Genomic DNA, 15291 nt, shown 5'->3' with positions numbered 1-15291 from the left:
TCACTGTCTTAGCCCTATGGCAACGGTAGCTAGGCGGTACTACGCTATGAATAACCCTGTGTAAGCAGCACCATGATCCCCATCAAAAGGCAAATCGTCACCGACGAAGCCATGCAGCCCGTTGCCGTCATCATCTCCTACGCAGATTGGCAGCAAATCGAAGCACTGCTGCAAGCTGAACCCTCTAAGGATAATAGCCAGCGTCTTGCCTCTTATGCTGGCAGCATTACTCTCAGCCTAGATCCCCTCACTTACCAAAAGCAGATTAGAGACGAATGGAATTAAATATTTCACCCAATGTGCGTCCTGGTACGGTCGGTGTAGAACGGGTCTGTTGCGCTGCTCAACACCTTCTAAGATTTTCCGTATTAGCCCAGCCATAAGCCACCTCAATCAAGGCTTTTCCGCTAATTTCAAGCTCTTTTTCATGAACTAGTTTTCCGCCGAGCGCAGCATAAAACCGACATGCAGGATTATCGGCCAAAACCCACGCCAGCATAGAATCGATGCTCAACTGACTCAGCTTTTCCGCGATCGCCTTCACTAGACAACGTCCAATTCCTTTTCCTTGGTGGTTTTGTCGGATGTAGATTGCTGTTAACTCACCTTTGTATAGTGGATCGCCTGTGCGCTCTACCCCTCCGTTTGCAAAGCCGACAATCTCACCGAATTCTTCAGCAACGTAAGTGAAGTTGCCATCTTCTGAAGCGTGGTTCAAAATCTGATGCCAGCCGTTTGCTCTGCGCTCATAAGAGAGGTTTGCCAAATGCTCATCTGGCACGATGTCTCGATAGGTCGTTCGCCAAGTGTCCACATGAACCCTGGCAATGTCAGGTACATCGTCGTGGGTCACATTCCTTATAATCATTGCTAATTCCGACCGCTGCATTTTAGTTGTTAGCCTGCTCAGGCTATGAAAAAGAGCTTCGTGCTGCTAGCCAACGTTCAAAAGAATGTTGGCTTTCGCCACTTTGCCTACCCGCTAATAAGCCTTCAACGCCAATATGTTCGTCCAAATCAATCCACTCAATTGCATAACCATCTCCCAAGAGTTGCCAGTTTTGTCGCTCTTTCAGAGAAGCATGTAGTAAGCGGGGATACCAAGATAAGGGAACGATTAAACTTCTTCCATCCATCAAGTCCACAATCAACTTTTCGTCAGTCACTCTGATCTGGGCTGCAAGGGGTTCCGTTTCAAGCGTCAAAGTAGTCATTCCAAGCCTCCAATAGTATGTGTTCGTGTTCCTCCACAAGCCGAGAGATAGCGTTTAGTTCGTAGTCCTTAAACCCTCTATTCTTTGCTAAAGAAACAGGGCTGAGCCAGAACTTGGCCAGCTGCCGGTCGCGCTTAACATGGATATGAGCAGGTTCGCCCCTATCGGAGCTGAAAAAGATGAAACTGTAGGGGCCAACCTGTAGAACCGTAGGCATGAGTGAGGATGCTGTGCTAGTTCCGACCAACTCATTTCTTACTTCGGGACGAGCGGCTGACTAAATTACCCCTTTAGAGCTAGGAATGGTGTGAGCCCGGCGGGGGTCAGTTTCGGTGGCCATGCGCATGGCGCGGGCGAAGGCTTTGAAGGTGGCTTCGATGATGTGGTGGGAGTTGAGCCCGGCCAGCTGGCGGATGTGGAGGGTCATCTGGCTGTGGTTGACGATCGCGACAAAAAATTCGCGCACCAGCTGAGTATCGTAGGTGCCGACGCGCTGGGTGGGGATCTCCAGGCCATAGCTGAGGTGGGGACGGCCTGAAAAGTCTAGCGCCACCTGGATCAGCGCCTCATCCAGGGGAGCGACGAAATGGCCGAAGCGAACGATGCCTTTGCGATCGCCCATGGCCTGATGCAGCGCCTGCCCCAACGTAATCCCCACATCCTCATTGGTGTGATGGTCGTCAATCTCTAAATCGCCCTCGGCCCGCACTTCTAGGTCAAACAGCCCATGGGAGGCAATCTGGTGCAGCATGTGGTCGAGAAACGGAATGCCGGTTTCCGCAATGCAGCGGCCCTGGCCGTCCAGCGTTAGCGCCACCTGTACATCGGTTTCGTTTGTCTTGCGGCTGACCGCAGCGGAGCGGCTGGGCAGGTCGAGGTGGGTATCGGGAGAGGAGGCGCGATCGCGGGTCTGCATAGAACACTATCGGTAAAAACCCATCTTACCAAGCGAATTCCTCGGCAAACGAACCCTAGGCAGACTGGATCTGGGTCAGCACCTGCCGCACCAGAGCGGGATCAACCTGGTCGCTGACAAAGGCTGCGCCAATTTGCTGGGGCAGCACAAATCGGACCTTGCCCGCTTGGACCTTTTTATCGCTTTGCAGCGCGATCGCAATATTGTCAATATTCAGTCCGGCAGGCAGCTGTGTGGGCAGAGCAGCCTTTTCGATCAGGACCTGCTGCCGCTGCACCGCGCTGGCTTCCCAAAGGCCCATCTCCTCAGCAATTTTCCCGGCGGCGACCATGCCGATAGCGACTGCCTCACCGTGGTTGACCTGGCGATAGCCGGTGAGGCTTTCCACCGCATGGCCCACCGTATGACCGTAGTTGAGAATGGCCCGTAGGCCGCCTTCCTTTTCATCCGCCGCGACCACATCGGCCTTGGCCTGGCAGGAGTGGGTCAGCATCATCTGCAGCAGGTCGTCACTGACCGTCCGCTGCCGGTCGAATCGGGGGGCTGCTTCTAGCGCTTCAAACAGGGGCCGATCCCAGATCACGCCGTACTTGATCACCTCGGAGACACCGGCCCGAAATTCTCTAACCGGCAGCGTCGCCAGTACAGTTGGGTCAATCAGCACTAACTTGGGCTGGTGAAAGGCCCCGATCAGGTTTTTACCCTGGGGATGGTTCACCCCAGTCTTGCCGCCGATCGCCGCATCGACCATCGCCAGCAGTGAGGTTGGCACCTGGATCACCGCAATCCCCCGCAGCCAGGTGGCAGCGGCAAAGCCGGTCATGTCGCCAATCACGCCGCCGCCCAGGGCCACCATAGCCGAACCGCGCTCCAGCCGCTGCTCGAAGGCCAGGTTGTGAATTTTCTCGATCGAGCGCATTGTTTTATAACGCTCCCCGGCAGGCAGAATCAGAGGGCTGACGCTGTAGCCCGCCTGCTCCAGGGACGCGATCGCGCTTTTCCCATAGTGCTTAAACACCACCGGGTTAGAAACCAGCAGCAGCTTTTGTCCCGGGCGCACCAGCGGCCCAGAATCAGGCCCCAAATCAGGTCCAGAGCCAGCCGCCAGCCAGGGGCCCAAATAGTCCAAGCCACCGGGCGCAATCCGAATGTCATAGGACTGCTGCGGCAGCTTAACGGGGATAACGCTTTTCATAGGGGGCTTTTTACCGTTGAGTCAGGAGTCAGTGATTCTATTATCGCCCCTATGCCGTTCCCCAGCGGCTCAAAAAAGGGGACTCGTTCCATGCTTCAATAGAAGAAATCAATTCAGTCTAAGACCAGTTAGGAGAGCGCATTATGGGCGGAGCCGTTATCTATGTCGTACTTGTGGGCGGAGCCTTTGCGACGGCTATGGGCCTGTTTTTCGGACTGCGGGCGGCGAAGCTAATCTAGCTTGCGCTGGGTTAGGCCGCGATCGCTGACCCGATTGGCTCAGGTGATAGATCGCCGCTAAAATTGTCCAGTTCAGCACGTTGACTCGGGCATCGAAAAAGACGACATCGAAGCAGCCAAACAGAATCGCGCCGCCAAAGGCGAGCAGGTAGCTCAGCAATACGGCCTTTTGCTCAGCCTGAAGCGACCCAAGCCAAACGGTTTTGACCCCTCGGTAGCAGATCAGGCCGACCAGCAAACTGAGGCCCAGCATGACCGGCAGGCCCGTTTCCGACGCGAGAAACAGCCAGACATTGTGGGCGTGATAGATATTAGGGTAGCCCGGAATATGGGCAATGGCCTGCTCTCGATAGAGCTGATCAAAGCCGCCTAGTCCCCAGCCTAGCCAGGGTCGCTGCCGAGTTAGGTCCAGCGCCATCTGCCAGATCTGGAGCCGGGGATCCTGGGTCACCAGCGCTAGGGAGAGCGGTCGGCCCCCAATGCCAAAGCGAACTGCGGCCGTGAGTAGCGCGATCGCACTCGTCCCGCTGATGATCAGTACCCAGCGCCGACGGCGGAGTAGATAGCCCGCGATCGCCAGCTGCACCAAGGCAATCAGCAGCCCGTTTCGCGACCCGGTGCAAAAAATTCCGACCAGACAGAGGCTGATAGCGCCGCTGAGCCAGCCGCGACGGCTCGCCATCGCCCCACTGCCGGGACGCCAGCTGGCCTGGACCAGCAGCCCCAGCGCCAGGCCTAAAATCAGAATCAGATACTGACTGAGAATATTGGGATGGCCAATGACGCTGTAGGCGCGGTGACCAAAATCGTCGTCAAACATCCAGGCAATGCCAGGCCAGGTTTTGGCATAGGGAAAAATGCTTGGAAACTTGAGAATGTACTCCACCAGGGCGCTGAGGCTGATGGGCACCGAGGCAGCCGTCAGCGCGATCGCCAGTCGCTCTAACTTGGACCAGGGATTCGCCTGAACCGATGGCAGCGTCGCCAGCACCGCAAATAGGACAAAAAAGGGCAAAAAATTGGCTAGCTGCAGAAAGGCATCGGCCCGGTCATAGGCAAACGCCGCGCTGGCAACTAGCGCCACCGCCAGTGCAATTAGCCCCTGCCGCCAAAGAAACTTGAGAATCAGCCCAGCCCGCTGATAGCAGGTTATCAGCATCAGGCTGCCGAGCCAGACCATACTCACCAGCGGCATAAACGGCAGCAGCACCAGCCCCGCCAGCCACAGCCAATCAGGTTTAGGGTGCAGCAGCCAGTCGTATTTTTTTCGACCGGAGCGAGTCCAACTATCCATCCTAGTACGCGCCATCGCCGACTATCACGACCCTCACCGTGCGAATCAAAATATAGATATCGAGCCAGACCGACCAGTTTCTGACGTAGTAGGCATCAAAGTTGACCCGCTCATCGTAGGTTACGTCGTTGCGACCCGAGACCTGCCAGAGGCCGGTAATCCCAGGGAGCACCTGGGTATAGAGCGAAAATTTATCGCCATAGCGCCAAACCTCATCAAAGATAATCGGGCGCGGCCCTACCAGACTCATTTCACCGCGCAGCACGTTCCAGAGCTGGGGCAGCTCGTCAAGGCTGGTGCGACGGAGAAAATAGCCCAAGGGCGTAATCCGCGGATCGTGTCTGAGTTTTTGATCTTTCTCCCAGGAGGCCCGGTATTCCGGATGGTCCTGTAAATATTGGGCCAATACTCGGTCAGCATCGGCTACCATAGAACGAAATTTCCACGCTTTGAAGGGCCGACCGCTGCGGCCAATCCGGGTCTGGCTGTAGAACACGGGGCCAGGCGAGTTAAGGCGAATCAGTAGGCCAATCAGCCCGATAATCGGCAGGCATAGAATCCCAATGACAATCACCAGCCCTTTATCAAGCAGGCCCTTAAGCAACCTGGGGCCGGGGAGAAAGAGCTGCTGACGGGTTTCTAACCCCAGGACGCCGCCCAGATCTTTGGCAACCACCCAGAGACTCGACATGCCAAATAAGTCGGGAATCAGCATCAGGTGGGGGAAGGACCGTCCGTAGCGCTCCAGCAGCCACAGCAGCCGATCGCGGGAGACGCCCGGCATCGCGACGATGGCATAGGGAATTTTCATTTCCCGGGCCAGAATGGGAGCCATCGACAGCCGACCCACTACGGGCACATCGAGCAGCGTGCCATGCTTACGAATATCATCATCGAGTACGGCAACCGGCTTCAGCCCTAAGCTCGGCTGTAGGCGCAGGTTGCGAATCAGCATTTCACCGGTCTTGCCTGCCCCCAGCACGACGACCGGGTAGCCCCACCAAGGCTGTTGGGCGCAGATTACCCTCAGCCCAAAGCGGCCGATGACGCCAAACAGCAGCGAAAACATCCAGGTCAGCAGAAACGCACCCCGGGAATAGATTTCGACCTCGCGAAAGAGAAAGATGGACGAGCCCAGCAGCAGATACAGCAGGGACGTTGTTAGGATTAGCCGCCGCAGCTCCTCTACCGGGCTCATCGCGATGCCTGGGTACAGCTTCGAGATCGCGTAGCCCAGGATAAAAATCCCTGTCAATGGCCACAGCCGCCAATAGAGCGAAGGGTGAAACTGGCCATCAAAGGCCAGCCTCAGCCAGACCCCCACAATACCAGCTAAACTCAGGCAGAGAGCATCTATGCCGATCAGGACAAGCAGCGTCTGCCGGGGGCGAGTAGCGACCTTAACCGGCGCGATCGCAGGTTTCAAAGCCTGGTCAGGGGTCATCGGTTTAGCAATATCCCGCCAAATTTTCCTCACTACTCTAGGGGATCTCCTGCCTGAAATCGCGCCCAGGCCCGATTAATGTAGGTCCGAAACTGGGTTTGAAACCGCTCAACCGAGAACAGCTCTGCCTGATGCCGCAGCTGAGCCGCGTCAAACTGTACCTGCCCCGATTCAATTTGTTTGACCGACTGTACCAGACTTTCAGCGGTTTGCGTGGAAAAGAGTAGGCCAGTTTTCCCAGGGATGACGGTTTCAGCCTGCCCTCCCTTCTGGTAGACAATCACTGGCGCACCCGCCGCCTGAGCTTCTACCGGGGTAATGCCAAAGTCTTCTTCCGCTGGAAAAATAAACGCCCGACAGCGCTGCATCAGGTCTTCAACTACGGTATCGGGCTGGCTGCCCAGCAGCTGGACCTGTGAACCAGCCAGCGCTTTCACCGCCGACCAGCCGGGGCCGTCGCCAATCACCACCAGCGGCAGCCCCAGCTGGTTAAAGGCCTCGATAGTCAGGTCTACGCGCTTGTAGGGGACAAAGCGAGATACCGTCAGATAAAAGCGATCGCGGGGCAAATCCGCTCGGAAGCGTTCGATCGCCACTGGCGGATAGATCACCTCAGCCGGTCGCCGGTAGGTTTTCCAGATTCGCCTGGCGACGTACTGGGAGTTGGCAATCAGGCCGTCGGCTCGGTTGGCGCTGGCGATATCCCAGAGCCGCAGGTAGTGAAGGGTCAGCCGGGTTGCTGCACTTTTAAGACCCCGGTTGAGGCCAGACTGACGCAGATAGGCCAGCTGAAATTCCCAGGCGTAGCGCATCGGCGTATGCACATAGCTGATATGAAGCTGATCGGGCCGGGTGATGACGCCTTTGGCGACGGCGTGATGGCTAGAAATCACCAGGTCATATTCAGCCAGGTCAAACTGCTCAACTGCGATCGGCATCAGCGGTAGGTAGCTGCGGAACCGCTGCCTAGCCAACGGCAGTCGCTGCAAAAATGAGGTCCTTACCGGTCGGTGCTGAATGAAATAGCGCAGCTCGTCGGGGAGAAAATCGACCAGGCTATAGAGGTCGGCCTGGGGATACTGGCGCAATATCTGCTCGACCACCTTTTCCGAGCCCGCATAGCTGGCCAGCCACTCATGCACGACCGCAACGTTCATAGCGGTACCCTTGGACCCTCACAACTGCGCCTGAAAGAGCCATCATAGGTGAGAATCGGGACGGTTTAGAAAAATCAGTACCCAGGCTCCTAAGATGGCCTTAGCTTGGAATTTAAAATTGCTGATTGACTTCGCGAAAGGCCGCCAAGGTCTCACCCCTTCCCCGCGCCGACCTGTTTATAGATGGCATCGATATTATTGACTATGGTATGCAGCTCAAAATAGCTGAATTTAGCAACTTTGTCGTGCTCAAGGCGCTGCCACGGCTCTCTCAACCCACTGAGGCGACGGAACCGGGCTCCGTCCTGTAAGCGTGTTCCGCCCTATGGGATATGACATCTGCTGTGGGGCTTTGGCAGGATATAGCTATGGATACTAGCGCTCGTCTAAGAAATTTGAACCGCATCCGACGACTGAGCCGCCTGATGGATACGGCATTTCGCATTCCCGGAATTGGTCTGCGGATTGGGTTAGACCCAATTATCGGTTTGGTGCCCGGACTAGGCGACCTAATTGCAACGGCGGTTTCTGCCTATATTTTGTTTCTGGCGGCGCGGTTTCGCCTGCCAGGGAAAGTCTTTGGCCGGATGGTCTTTAACGTTGGGCTAGAGTTCGTCATCGGCGCGATTCCTCTGCTCGGTGATATTTTCGATGCGTTCTTCAAGTCAAACGTACGCAACCTAGCCCTGTTAGAGGCACATTTGCAGGCGGCTGAGCCCGATTTGGAAAAGGCTTCGCTAAGTACATCGACCGCTATGGCGGCGGGTGATTAGCACAGAGTGAGAAGCTCAGCCAGCTGGGAGTCTTGAGCCAGCTTCATCAAAACACCATGGGGGTGCGCGATCGCACCATGCCCCAGACTCGCTAGACTGGCCTAAAGGCTGAATGCACGTCTGGTAACCCTTTGACATAGCCCATGGCGCCTCCTCCACCTGAACTGCAATCGGCCGACCGCCAAATTTCCCATCCTTCCTTACGCCAGCTGCAAACCGGGTCACCTCCCTATAGCCTGGAGCAGCTGCTGAATCTGTTTGCCCATCCGCGTTATTTTTTCTCAGGCGAAGTAGCGCTGAGCAAGAGACGCCACATTCTGATTGCCGTCTGGGTCACCGGCATGTCCTATGTGATCGACCGGATTGAGCAGGAAGCGCTGCGAGTAGAGCTGGGCATTTCTACGCTCCCTGGCTGGGCCGCGTTCAGACAGCAGATTATCGAATTCTGGCCGTGGTTCTGGCTGTTCGTTGCACTCACGGGCTGCCTAGCGGGTTTGCTGGTCTGGCTGGTTGGGGGCTGGTGGTTCCGGCTGCGGCTGCGGTGGGCGGGGGCCGAAAATCCTAATCCGCATCTGTCTCGGCTGGTTTTTATCTATGCTTCGCTGGTGTTTGCCCTGCCCAACCTGTTCGTTGCCCTGCTGTGGACCGGCGTCCAAGCTCGCTATACCACAGCCTATAGCGAAGATATTTTTCTCTCGCTATTAGTACTCATTTTTGCCTATTGGGAACTGTATAGTGCTTACGTCGGTGTCCGTACCTGGTTTACGCTCGACCGCCGGAAAGCGCAGCTGTGGTTTGCGATTCTACCAGGGCTGCTATATATCTTCACCTATCTGGCTGGGATGCTGCTACTGCGCTCGGTAGGCCGCTAAAATCTAAAATAACGAGTTGCCAGCTGCATTAGCGCAAACCGGGGTACAAATAGGCTAGATTCAGACAACTTTTGCCTTTCCCTTGACGAATGGCGCTGACGTTGCTCTAATTTGAACGACTCAGTCAAAGCCGCGTATATCGAATTTCAGCCTTTTTGCTATCTGACTCCATCCTATGACGTCTTCCCATCCTTCCAATTCTAGTCCCCCGGCGGGCCGCTCAGCTGGCTCAGAAGCGGCTAATGCCGGCAGCTATGCCCCTTCAGTGCCGATGTCGGTATACCGTGAGCTCGCGGCCGAGCTCCAGGCCACCAAGGCGATGGTTGACTCCCTCAGCAGCCAGAACCACTACCTGGCTCAGCAGAACCATTTGCTGAAGCAGGAAATTCATCGAGCAGTCCAGGTGACGCTGACCCTGGGCCAGTTTGCCGGTGTCACCCCACAGCCCGCTGATTTTGTACCAGAAGCGCCTCAGCCCTCAGCCAATACCGCAGTCCATCGGACAGGATCTAGCCCAGCCGATAATCGACCTGCCCCTCATCCCTCGGCCGAGCCGGCGCCGTCTGGGATCAGGCCGCTAGAGCAGCTCTCGAAACTATTTACGGAGCAGCCTGAGGCCAACCGGCTTAATTCTGAGTCGCAAGAACCAAAAGATATGAGCAGTTTGTGGCTGATTCTATCTATCACCATCATCATCCTGACCGCGTTTGGGGCAGGGTTCCTCATCATGCGGCCGCTGCTAAGCGATCGCTGAAACGGTAGCGTCGAATACGGTATTATGCCTTTGCGGCCCGTTAAATCTAGGTCAGCAAATCAGAGCAGCCCAAGCCAAGGGCTGGTGTACGGAGTGGTAGACGGCTATGAAAAAAATCGAAGCGATCATTCGTCCCTTCAAGCTAGACGAGGTCAAGATTGCGCTGGTGAATGCGGGTATCGTCGGCATGACGGTTTCAGAGGTGCGCGGATTTGGCCGCCAGAAAGGGCAAACTGAGCGCTATCGAGGCTCTGAGTACACGGTTGAGTTTCTGCAAAAGCTCAAGGTTGAAATCGTTGTAGAAGACACTCAGGTCGATATGGTAGTCGAGAAGGTGATTGAAGCGGCTCGCACCGGCGAGATTGGCGATGGCAAAATCTTCATCAGCCCGGTGAATGAGATTGTCCGCATTCGCACCGGCGAAAAGAACCTAGAGGCAGTGTAGGTTCGTTCCCCATTTGCTGCCCATGAGCGCCGATCAGCAGACCGTCACAGCGCTGCTAGAGCAGTATGAGCGGTTTGGGGTGGAGCTGGGTCTGAGCCGCATTGAGTCTCTGCTGGCTCGGCTTGGGAACCCAGAGCGGCGGGTGCCGATTGTCCATGTTGCTGGGACCAATGGCAAAGGCTCTGTCTGCGCCTACGTCGCGGCAGTGCTGACGGCGGCGGGGTATCGAACTGGGCGCTATACGTCTCCCCATTTGGTGAGCTGGCGCGATCGCATTGTCATCAACAACCAGCCCATTAGCTGGCCCGACCTGCACCATCAGCTCCAGCAAGTTGAAGCAGCCATTGATCCAGCAGAACCCTCACCAACTCAGTTTGAAGTCTTTACGGCAGCGATGTGGCGCTATTTTGCCGAGCAGGCTGTAGATATCGCGGTGATCGAAGTCGGGCTGGGTGGTCGGCTGGACGCGACCAATGTCTGCCCCCGACCCCTGGTCGGCACAATTGTTTCGCTGAGCCGCGAGCATTGGCAGCGGCTTGGCCCCACCCTGGCGGATATTGCCCGGGAAAAGGCTGGTATTCTCAAGCCGGGGCGACCCGTCGCGGTTGGGCCACTGCCCGACGCAGCCCGAACCGTTGTCGCTGAACGCGCCCAGACGCTAGACTGCCCGGTAGATTGGGTCGAACCCGCGATCGCGCTCCCCGACGGACAGCTCCAGTTTCGCCAGATCCAATACCCTCAGGTGCTGCTCGGCCCGCACCAGCGAACCAATTCAGCCGTCGCGATCGCGGCTCTCCAGTCGCTCCAGTCTCAGGGCTGGCAGATTTCCACCGACGACATTCAAACCGGCCTGGCTCAGGTGCAGTGGCCTGGACGGCTTCAGTGGAGCCACTGGCTAGGTCAGCAGCTGCTGGTAGACGGTGCTCACAATCCAGCAGCGGCCCAGGCGCTGCGCCGCTACGTTGACGAGTCGCATCCTGGTCAGACCGTCACCTGGCTGATGGGAATGCTGGCGACTAAAGACGCGCTAGAAATTTTTGAAGACCTGCTGCGACCGGGGGATAGCCTCTATTTGGTGCCGGTAGCGGGGCATCTGACAGCTCAGCCGGAGGGATTGAGCGCGATCGCAGCTCAGGTCTGCCCGACGCTCGAAATCTGCAAAACCTATCCAGACTTGGCCCAGGGGTTAGCCGCAGTCAATCGGTCCGGAGGCTCCCTACCGGTGCTCTGCGGTTCGCTGTACCTGGTAGGACAGTTTATGGAACTGCAAAGAGAGACTTAGCTGCGCCAGCGCAGAATCTGTTCCGATACGGGGTTTACAAATGGTCGAGAGGCTGCGACCGACTGAGCGAACTCTCGCTTGAGTCGGTAGTACCAGCGGGCTTGGGTATCGGCATCTCTGATTAGCAACAGCTTGGGTTGAGTGCGTAGGCCGATCTGTTGCTTAACGACCATGTCTCGATCCTGATTTAGAAATTTGCGGACAAAGGGCTTGAGCAAAGGCATCAGGGCTGAAAACCAGGGGATAGTGCTGTAGAACAGCGTGGTCACTTCTGTTTCACTTTCAGAAATGGGGGTTATCGCGGTGAGATTGCAAACCTGGTGCTGAGCGGTTGTCACGCGCTCAATCCGCACGCCGGGGAGCTGAAAAGAGATTTCTACCGTAGGTGATTTACCAACTAACCGGTAGAACAGCGTTTGATTCACCAGGGGATGCTCTCGCATCGTAAAGCCATAGGGAGAGGGGTCAAAGGCTTTGACTTCTTCAGAGAGCTCTGGCGCATCTCGCCACCACCAGGACCGATGCACAAACGGCACATGGGCCGGGTCCATTAGCCCCACCACCGCGTGATCGACATAGCAGGGAAAAGACATCGCCTCCATCCCCTGATGGCTTTTTCCGACGAAGCCGGGTACCGTTGGTACGGCCATTTCAATGTTCGGTTCAGCCTTGGGCGGCCGGGCGCGATCTCGCATATAAATCCAAATATTGCCCTGCTGCTCCTGCACCGGATAGGCCTCGACCTGAAAGCGCTCCAAATTTACCTTTTGGCCATCGGTCAACGAAGGAATCGCCGTACAGCGTCCGGTCGGATCAAACCGCCAGCCGTGATAGCAGCATTCAACCGCTTTGCCGTCAAACTGACCGCAGCTCAGCGGCACCGCCCGGTGAGGGCAGACATCGCGCAGCGCAAACGCCTCTCCCGTCCGCTGCCGACCAAACAGGATGGGCTCATTCAGCAGCGTTTTAGCCACAAGCCGACCTGGCTTTAGCTGCTGGGTCGGTAAAGCGTAGTACCAGAGATTGCGCAGAAACAAAGGGGTTGACGATTCCATCCAGACAGAGGCTTGTACAGAGGCTTATGGCAATAGCTCAGCTACTAGACTATAGCGTTAGTTCTAGCAGGCCCATCCCCCTGACTTTCCTAGAACACCAGATATCCACCCCTTGTCGCTGCTGTCAAACCCCGAAAACGCTTCTAAGATAGTCAAATGTACTATGTGGCTGACTTGGGATGAGCGCTATGAAAAAGTTTGAGATTCAAGCTCCCTTCGAGCCGGCGGGCGACCAGCCCAAAGCGATCGCGCAGCTCACCGACTTCTTAGCCCAGAGCAAGACCTATCAGACGCTGCTCGGCGCCACTGGGACGGGGAAAACCCACACGATTGCCCGGGTGGTCGAGAAAGTAGGCAGACCGACCCTGCTGCTGGCCCACAATAAAACCCTGGCGGCACAGCTCTGCAACGAGCTACGGGAGTTTTTCCCCGAAAACTCGGTCGAGTATTTCATCAGCTATTATGACTACTATCAGCCGGAAGCCTATATCCCCGTCACCGATACCTACATCGCCAAGACTGCCTCGATCAACGATGAGATTGACATGCTGCGGCATTCGGCGACGCGATCGCTGTTTGAGCGACGGGACGTGATTGTGGTCGCCTCGATCAGCTGCATCTACGGTCTGGGCATTCCGTCTGAATATCTCAAAGCTTCGATTCCCCTGCGAGTTGGCTCTGAGGCTAACCAGCGGCAGATTCTACGCGACCTGGCCTCGATTCAGTATTCGCGCAACGACTTAGATTTGGGTCGGGGCCGCTTTCGGGTCAAGGGCGACGTGCTGGAAATTGGCCCGGCCTACGAAGACCGGATTATTCGGATTGAGTTCTTCGGCGATGAAATCGACGCTATTCGCTATATCGACCCGGTGACCGGCGCGACTTTGCAGAGCATGGACGCGCTGAATATTTACCCGGCCCGCCACTTTGTCACACCCGACGATAAGCTAGAAGCCGCCTGCGACGCGATCGCAACAGAACTTAAAGAGCAGCTGGCTCTGCTGGAAAGCCAGAATAAGCTGCTAGAGGCGCAGCGGCTGGAGCAGCGCACCAGGTATGACCTGGAAATGCTGCGGGAGGTAGGCTATTGCAACGGTGTTGAAAACTATTCCCGCCATCTGGCTGGCCGTTTGGCCGGAGCTCCACCAGAGTGCCTGCTCGACTACTTTCCCGACGACTGGCTGTTGGCCATCGACGAGTCCCACGTTACCATTCCGCAAATTCACGCCATGTACAACGGTGACCAGGCCCGCAAGCGGGTATTGATCGACCATGGCTTTCGGCTCCCGAGCGCGGCAGATAACCGTCCGCTGAAGGCCGAGGAATTTTGGCAAAAGCTCAACCAGTGTATCTTTGTCTCGGCGACGCCGGGAGCCTGGGAATTTGAACAGTCCGGCGGTCGGGTGGCGGAGCAGGTGATTCGGCCTACCGGGGTACTCGATCCGGAAATCTATGTGCGCCCCACCGAGGGCCAGATCGACGATCTGCTGGGGGAAATTCGGACGCGGGTGGACAAGCAGGAGCGGACACTGGTGACGACGCTGACCAAGCGGATGGCCGAAGACCTGACCGAATATTTTGATGAACACGGTGTCAGAGTCCGCTATCTGCACTCTGAAATTCATTCAATTGAGCGAATTGAGATTATCCAGGACCTACGCAACGGTAACTTTGACGTGCTGGTGGGGGTCAACCTGCTGCGGGAGGGACTGGACCTACCGGAGGTATCGCTGGTGGCTATTCTCGATGCGGATAAAGAGGGTTTTCTGCGGGCAGAGCGATCGCTGATCCAAACTATCGGTCGCGCCGCTCGCCACGTGCGGGGTCAGGCTCTGCTCTATGCTGACAACCTGACCGACAGCATGGCCCGGGCAATCGAAGAAACCGAGCGCCGCCGCAGTATCCAGCTGGCTTACAACGAAAAGCATGGAATTGAACCCAAGTCCATCATCAGCCGCCAAAGCAACTCTATTCTGTCTTTCCTGGAAGTCTCGCGCCGGCTGAATGCCCAGGAGCTAGAAGAAGTCTACGATCACAGCGAGGAGCTGCCGCTGGAAGAAATTCCCCAGCTGATTGGTCGGCTTGAGCAGGAGATGAAAGCCGCGGCTAAGAATCTGGAGTTTGAAGAAGCGGCGAAATATCGCGATCGCATCAAGCATCTGCGAGATCAGCTCTTAGGCAAACGTCCTACGGTCTCAGAAGAGACCTAAATCCTTTGATGAAGCCGACCTAACAACTAAATCTCGCCTGCCGTCGGACAGCCAAAGCTGTAAGTGGTCGGGTGCAGTGGCCTGTTAGCCTGCTGCTGATTAAGTCTTTCTGTATGGGATGGTAACTGAAGCCAGCATCGGAAAATGCTTTTTGTTCAATGTGACCAGAGTTGCGCCTTTGGCTTCGGCAGTAGCCGCAATGAGCGCATCAGCTAGACCAACATTGTAGCTTTTGCCATAGTCACGACGATATAAGCCACCCTTGACCGCAATATCTTCATCCACAGTAACCAACTCGAAGGCTGAGATAAAGCTATACTCTAGACGCCTGATATTTGGACTTTCTTAAAGGACTGAAAATTCATGGTCAACAAAGTTTCTAGCGATGCTTTGTGGGTCGTATTGGCCTGCTCAATACAAGTGTTAATCGCGTCCTTGAAC

19 protein-coding genes are annotated in these 15291 nt (G+C 56.2%); 9 read left to right on the top strand and 10 right to left on the bottom strand.

The genetic code is table 11. From position 1 onward, the window contains the following. Nucleotides 1-72: 72 nt before the first annotated feature. Nucleotides 73-285, top strand: coding sequence for a hypothetical protein (locus tag IQ241_RS20230; protein WP_193910714.1), 213 nt, complete (start codon nt 73-75; stop codon nt 283-285). A 58-nt stretch (nt 286-343) separates the two neighbouring features. On the opposite strand, the gene IQ241_RS20225 is transcribed toward IQ241_RS20230, so the two are convergent. The 5 genes from IQ241_RS20225 to aroB are packed head-to-tail and all read right to left on the bottom strand — an operon-like array spanning nt 344 to nt 3325. Then, nucleotides 344-853, bottom strand: a complete 510-nt coding sequence (locus IQ241_RS20225; RefSeq protein ID WP_322743720.1) for a GNAT family N-acetyltransferase — start codon at nt 851-853, stop codon at nt 344-346. Between the two features lie 58 nt (nt 854-911). Next, nucleotides 912-1214 (bottom strand): DUF2442 domain-containing protein, encoded by a 303-nt coding sequence (locus IQ241_RS20220; RefSeq protein WP_193910712.1) that lies wholly within the window; start codon nt 1212-1214, stop codon nt 912-914. Further along, on the bottom strand, nt 1195-1431 hold the full coding sequence (locus IQ241_RS26700; RefSeq protein ID WP_193910710.1) for a DUF4160 domain-containing protein: 237 nt from the start codon (nt 1429-1431) through the stop codon (nt 1195-1197). Before IQ241_RS26700 ends, IQ241_RS20220 begins: the two co-directional genes overlap by 20 nt. Before the next feature lie 60 nt (nt 1432-1491). Beyond that, nucleotides 1492-2130, bottom strand: a complete 639-nt coding sequence (gene hisB, locus IQ241_RS20210; protein ID WP_193910708.1) for an imidazoleglycerol-phosphate dehydratase HisB — start codon at nt 2128-2130, stop codon at nt 1492-1494. A 55-nt stretch (nt 2131-2185) separates the two neighbouring features. After that, nucleotides 2186-3325 carry a 3-dehydroquinate synthase gene (aroB, locus tag IQ241_RS20205; protein ID WP_193910706.1) on the bottom strand — a complete coding sequence of 380 codons (1140 nt, stop codon included), beginning with the start codon at nt 3323-3325 and terminating at the stop codon, nt 2186-2188. Nucleotides 3326-3468: 143 nt separating this feature from the next. Between aroB and petL the strand changes: the two genes are divergently transcribed. After that, nucleotides 3469-3564, top strand: a complete 96-nt coding sequence (gene petL / locus IQ241_RS26695) for a cytochrome b6-f complex subunit PetL (protein WP_193910704.1) — start codon at nt 3469-3471, stop codon at nt 3562-3564. Here petL and IQ241_RS20195 read toward each other — a convergent pair. From IQ241_RS20195 to IQ241_RS20185, 3 genes are read right to left on the bottom strand one after another with little or no spacing between them, the layout of a single operon-like run. Then, nucleotides 3521-4858, bottom strand: a complete 1338-nt coding sequence (locus IQ241_RS20195) for an O-antigen ligase family protein (protein WP_193910702.1) — start codon at nt 4856-4858, stop codon at nt 3521-3523. The genes petL and IQ241_RS20195 overlap by 44 nt on opposite strands. A gap of 1 nt (nt 4859) precedes the next feature. Next, nucleotides 4860-6302 (bottom strand): undecaprenyl-phosphate galactose phosphotransferase WbaP, encoded by a 1443-nt coding sequence (wbaP, locus tag IQ241_RS20190; protein WP_193910700.1) that lies wholly within the window; start codon nt 6300-6302, stop codon nt 4860-4862. Between the two features lie 32 nt (nt 6303-6334). Beyond that, nucleotides 6335-7459 (bottom strand): glycosyltransferase, encoded by a 1125-nt coding sequence (locus IQ241_RS20185; protein ID WP_193910698.1) that lies wholly within the window; start codon nt 7457-7459, stop codon nt 6335-6337. Between the two features lie 125 nt (nt 7460-7584). Between IQ241_RS20185 and IQ241_RS20180 the strand changes: the two genes are divergently transcribed. The 6 genes from IQ241_RS20180 to IQ241_RS20155 all read left to right on the top strand — a co-directional run bounded on the left by IQ241_RS20180 (nt 7585) and on the right by IQ241_RS20155 (nt 11585). Further along, nucleotides 7585-7770 (top strand): hypothetical protein, encoded by a 186-nt coding sequence (locus IQ241_RS20180; protein WP_193910696.1) that lies wholly within the window; start codon nt 7585-7587, stop codon nt 7768-7770. A gap of 57 nt (nt 7771-7827) precedes the next feature. After that, nucleotides 7828-8232 (top strand): DUF4112 domain-containing protein, encoded by a 405-nt coding sequence (locus IQ241_RS20175; RefSeq protein ID WP_193910694.1) that lies wholly within the window; start codon nt 7828-7830, stop codon nt 8230-8232. 143 nt (nt 8233-8375) lie between these two features. Beyond that, nucleotides 8376-9104 carry a YIP1 family protein gene (locus IQ241_RS20170; protein WP_193910693.1) on the top strand — a complete coding sequence of 243 codons (729 nt, stop codon included), beginning with the start codon at nt 8376-8378 and terminating at the stop codon, nt 9102-9104. 175 nt (nt 9105-9279) lie between these two features. Then, on the top strand, nt 9280-9858 hold the full coding sequence (locus tag IQ241_RS20165; RefSeq protein ID WP_193910691.1) for a hypothetical protein: 579 nt from the start codon (nt 9280-9282) through the stop codon (nt 9856-9858). A gap of 106 nt (nt 9859-9964) precedes the next feature. After that, nucleotides 9965-10303 (top strand): P-II family nitrogen regulator, encoded by a 339-nt coding sequence (locus tag IQ241_RS20160; protein ID WP_193910689.1) that lies wholly within the window; start codon nt 9965-9967, stop codon nt 10301-10303. 22 nt (nt 10304-10325) lie between these two features. Then, nucleotides 10326-11585 carry a bifunctional folylpolyglutamate synthase/dihydrofolate synthase gene (locus tag IQ241_RS20155; RefSeq protein ID WP_193910687.1) on the top strand — a complete coding sequence of 420 codons (1260 nt, stop codon included), beginning with the start codon at nt 10326-10328 and terminating at the stop codon, nt 11583-11585. Here the strand turns inward: IQ241_RS20155 and IQ241_RS20150 are convergent. Next, complete coding sequence (locus IQ241_RS20150; protein WP_193910685.1) at nt 11582-12640, bottom strand: aromatic ring-hydroxylating oxygenase subunit alpha; 1059 nt, start codon at nt 12638-12640, stop codon at nt 11582-11584. The two genes, IQ241_RS20155 and IQ241_RS20150, sit on opposite strands and share 4 nt — an antisense overlap. Nucleotides 12641-12828: 188 nt before the next feature. On the opposite strand from IQ241_RS20150, the gene uvrB reads away from it, so the two are divergent. Continuing rightward, nucleotides 12829-14850: an excinuclease ABC subunit UvrB gene (uvrB, locus tag IQ241_RS20145; protein ID WP_193910683.1), complete on the top strand. Its 2022-nt coding sequence runs from the start codon at nt 12829-12831 to the stop codon at nt 14848-14850. Nucleotides 14851-14949: 99 nt separating this feature from the next. Here the strand turns inward: uvrB and IQ241_RS20140 are convergent, their stop codons facing one another. Next, entirely contained in the window at nt 14950-15159 is a 210-nt protein-coding gene (locus IQ241_RS20140) for a PIN domain-containing protein (protein ID WP_322743723.1), read from the bottom strand. Nucleotides 15160-15291 lie beyond the last annotated feature (132 nt).

The sequence above is a fragment of the Vasconcelosia minhoensis LEGE 07310 genome (assembly GCF_015207255.1).
GTDB classification, from domain to species: domain Bacteria; phylum Cyanobacteriota; class Cyanobacteriia; order Phormidesmidales; family Phormidesmidaceae; genus Vasconcelosia; species Vasconcelosia minhoensis.
Note: the sequence above shows the minus strand (reverse complement) of the source record. Positions and strands in the feature narration are given on the sequence as shown.

Excerpts from the sequence above, each read along its gene's own strand:
- IQ241_RS20230 (WP_193910714.1), top strand. The coding sequence starts at position 73 with ATGATCCCCATCAAAAGGCAAATCGTCACCGACGAAGCCATGCAGCCC.
- IQ241_RS20220 (WP_193910712.1), bottom strand. The coding sequence starts at position 1,214 with ATGACTACTTTGACGCTTGAAACGGAACCCCTTGCAGCCCAGATCAGA.
- IQ241_RS26700 (WP_193910710.1), bottom strand. The coding sequence starts at position 1,431 with ATGCCTACGGTTCTACAGGTTGGCCCCTACAGTTTCATCTTTTTCAGC.
- hisB (WP_193910708.1), bottom strand. The coding sequence starts at position 2,130 with ATGCAGACCCGCGATCGCGCCTCCTCTCCCGATACCCACCTCGACCTG.
- aroB (WP_193910706.1), bottom strand. The coding sequence starts at position 3,325 with ATGAAAAGCGTTATCCCCGTTAAGCTGCCGCAGCAGTCCTATGACATT.
- petL (WP_193910704.1), top strand. The coding sequence starts at position 3,469 with ATGGGCGGAGCCGTTATCTATGTCGTACTTGTGGGCGGAGCCTTTGCG.
- IQ241_RS20195 (WP_193910702.1), bottom strand. The coding sequence starts at position 4,858 with ATGGATAGTTGGACTCGCTCCGGTCGAAAAAAATACGACTGGCTGCTG.
- wbaP (WP_193910700.1), bottom strand. The coding sequence starts at position 6,302 with ATGACCCCTGACCAGGCTTTGAAACCTGCGATCGCGCCGGTTAAGGTC.
- IQ241_RS20185 (WP_193910698.1), bottom strand. The coding sequence starts at position 7,459 with ATGAACGTTGCGGTCGTGCATGAGTGGCTGGCCAGCTATGCGGGCTCG.
- IQ241_RS20175 (WP_193910694.1), top strand. The coding sequence starts at position 7,828 with ATGGATACTAGCGCTCGTCTAAGAAATTTGAACCGCATCCGACGACTG.
- IQ241_RS20170 (WP_193910693.1), top strand. The coding sequence starts at position 8,376 with ATGGCGCCTCCTCCACCTGAACTGCAATCGGCCGACCGCCAAATTTCC.
- IQ241_RS20165 (WP_193910691.1), top strand. The coding sequence starts at position 9,280 with ATGACGTCTTCCCATCCTTCCAATTCTAGTCCCCCGGCGGGCCGCTCA.
- IQ241_RS20160 (WP_193910689.1), top strand. The coding sequence starts at position 9,965 with ATGAAAAAAATCGAAGCGATCATTCGTCCCTTCAAGCTAGACGAGGTC.
- IQ241_RS20155 (WP_193910687.1), top strand. The coding sequence starts at position 10,326 with ATGAGCGCCGATCAGCAGACCGTCACAGCGCTGCTAGAGCAGTATGAG.
- IQ241_RS20150 (WP_193910685.1), bottom strand. The coding sequence starts at position 12,640 with ATGGAATCGTCAACCCCTTTGTTTCTGCGCAATCTCTGGTACTACGCT.
- uvrB (WP_193910683.1), top strand. The coding sequence starts at position 12,829 with ATGAAAAAGTTTGAGATTCAAGCTCCCTTCGAGCCGGCGGGCGACCAG.